This window comes from Geodermatophilus chilensis, assembly GCF_002802985.1.
In the GTDB taxonomy this organism is placed as follows: domain Bacteria; phylum Actinomycetota; class Actinomycetes; order Mycobacteriales; family Geodermatophilaceae; genus Geodermatophilus; species Geodermatophilus chilensis.
In genome coordinates this window covers 1-2477 of record NZ_NVPT01000308.1, presented here as the reverse complement: position 1 = coordinate 2477, position 2477 = coordinate 1, and the positions used below count along the sequence as shown (strand labels likewise).

The 2477-nt window shown below is 72.2% G+C and carries 2 protein-coding genes; both read left to right on the top strand.

Annotation, left to right across the window (positions count from 1 at the left end; all coding sequences use genetic code 11):
• Positions 1 to 271: 271 nt before the first annotated feature.
• On the top strand, positions 272 to 1213 hold the full coding sequence (locus CNO22_RS26680; RefSeq protein ID WP_198588636.1) for a sulfotransferase: 942 nt from the start codon (positions 272 to 274) through the stop codon (positions 1211 to 1213).
• Entirely contained in the window at positions 1210 to 2145 is a 936-nt protein-coding gene (locus tag CNO22_RS26675) for a glycosyltransferase family 2 protein (RefSeq protein WP_100502246.1), read from the top strand. The genes CNO22_RS26680 and CNO22_RS26675 overlap by 4 nt, the downstream gene beginning before the upstream one ends.
• Positions 2146 to 2477: the final 332 nt, after the last annotated feature.

The window sequence follows — 2477 nt, the reverse complement described above, 5'->3', positions numbered from 1 at the left end:
GGGGAAGACGATCCGTGAGAAGACGTCCCTCCTACCGAGGTCCTGCGCTTCCTCCCGTCACCTCGCGTTCGTCGGCGTGTCCTGTCCGACCTGCCAGCCACCCGCTACTGGGAAAGGCTCACTGGCCTGCAGTCGCCCTGTCGAGCCTCACCCGTCCGGGTTGACCAATGGTCGCGGGGAATGACGGGGATGCCATTCTGAATCCGTGCCCACGAATTCTGCGCAGCACTCGGAGACACCCGTCGCCACGGCCCCTCGGGGGACGACGCGCGTGCTCTTCCTGGGAGGACTGGGCCGCAGTGGCACGACCGTTCTCGAGCGGGTCCTCGGCGAGCTCCCCGGGACCTGCTCCGCAGGCGAACTCGTCCACCTGTGGCAGCGCGGGGTCCTGGACGACGAGACCTGCGGCTGCGGTCAGTCGTTCAGCCGGTGCGCCTTCTGGACCGCGGTCGGCGACCGCGCCTTCGGCGGGTGGGACCGGACCCTCGCGACGCGGATGCGCGTCCTCCAGCGGCGCGTGGACCGGACACGGCACGTGCCGCTGCTGGCGCTCCCCCGGCTCCCCCGGCGCCGGCGCGCCTGGCTCGACGAGTACGTCTCCACCTTCACCCGCCTGTACCAGGCCATCGCCGAGGTCTCCGGCCGGCCGGTCGTGATCGACTCGAGCAAGCACTCCTCGCTCGCCTCCTGCCTGCGGCACGGCCCGCAGGTCGACCTCCGTGTCGTCCACGTGGTCCGGGACAGCCGAGGGGTGGCGTTCTCCTGGACCAAGCAGGTCCGCCGACCCGAGTCGGTGGCCGCGGAGGACCTCATGACCCGCTACTCCCCCGCCCGGTCCTCGGTGCTGTGGGTCGGGCACAACGTCTTCTTCGCCCTGCTGCGCCGGCTGGGCACGCCGACACTGCGGTTGCGCTACGAGGACTTCGTCGCCGAGCCACGGGCACACGTCGCGCAGGTGGCCGACTTCGCCGGGCTGCCGGCCGGGGAGGCCGCGGCCGGGTTCGCGGACGAGTCGACGGTCCTGCTCACGCCCTCGCACACCGTCGCCGGCAACCCGGTCCGGTTCCGCAACGGCCCTCTGACGCTGCGCCGCGACGACGTCTGGCGCCAGCAGCTCCCCCGACGCCGCCGGACGCTGGTCACACTGCTGACGTTCCCCCTGCTCGCCCGCTACGGGTACCTCCGCCGGACCGGTCACGGGGACACCCGATGACCGCGCGGACGGACACCGCCCGGCCGACCGTCGGCGTCGTCGTCCCCACGCACGACCGGCCGGCGCTGCTCCGGGAGACGCTGCAGGCCATCCTCGACCAGGACGCCCCCGTGGGCCTCGACGTCGTCGTGGTGTTCGACCGGAGCACTCCCGACCACTCGCTCGAGGAGCTCGGTTCCGGCGACCGGCGCGTCCGTGTCCTGGCCAACGACCGCACCCCCGGGCTCGCCGGGAACCGCAACACCGGGATCCTGGCGCTGGACACCGAGTGGGTCGCCTTCTGCGACGACGACGACGTCTGGGCGCCCGGCAAGCTGCGGGCGCAACTGGGGCGCGCCCGCCGGCATCCCGAGGCCGACGTCGTCACGACGGCCATCCGGGTCTCGTACGAGGGCACCGAGTCCGACCGGCTGGCCGGTCAGGACCGGGTCCGCCACGCCGACCTGCTCCGCAGCCGCATGGCGATGCTGCACAGTTCGACCCTGCTGCTGCGCAGGTCGGCGTTGCTGGGTCGGCTGGGGCTCGTCGACGAGGAGATCCCGGGCAGCCAGAACGAGGACTGGGACCTGCTCCTGCGTGCCGCCGAGCTGCAGCCCATTGAGCACGTCGACCAGCCCCTGGTCCTGGTGCGCTGGGGCCGGTCGTCCCACTTCTCGCGGAGGTTCCAGACCCTGGTGGACTCGCTCGAGTACATGCTGCGGCGCCATCCCGGCATCGCCGGGGACGACCGCGGGGCGGCCCGGGTGTTCGGCCAGCTGGCGTTCGGCAGCGCCGCCCTGCGGCGGCGCCGCACGGCCCTGCACTGGGCCGGGCGTGCGCTGCGCCGCCGGTGGACCGAGCCCCGCGCGTTCCTGGCGCTGGCCGTCGCCTCGGGCCTGGTGCCGGCCGAGTCGATCCTCGCAGTGCTGAACCGGCGCGGCCGCGGGGTCTGATCCCGCGCTGCAGGTCCGACCGCCACCAGCCAGGTCCGGGCCCTCCGTCCGTGGGACGGAGGGCCCGGACCCGTCAGCGAGCGGTCGCGTCGAGCCGACATCGGCCGGGAGGCCGGGGCCGGGTGCGTCCCCCGGCCCTTATACACCTCTCACGCTGCCGACGACTCCTTACTTGCCGATCTCCGGGCCTCTCTGTTCACTTTCAAACAAAACCCCTCGACCCCCACTCCTTCCTGTCGCTTTCCCCCGCTTCCTCCTTTTCTTATCGCTCCCCCCATGACCATTCTCGCATCTCTCTCTTCTCCACCCCTTTCTCTTCTCACTCGCGTTCT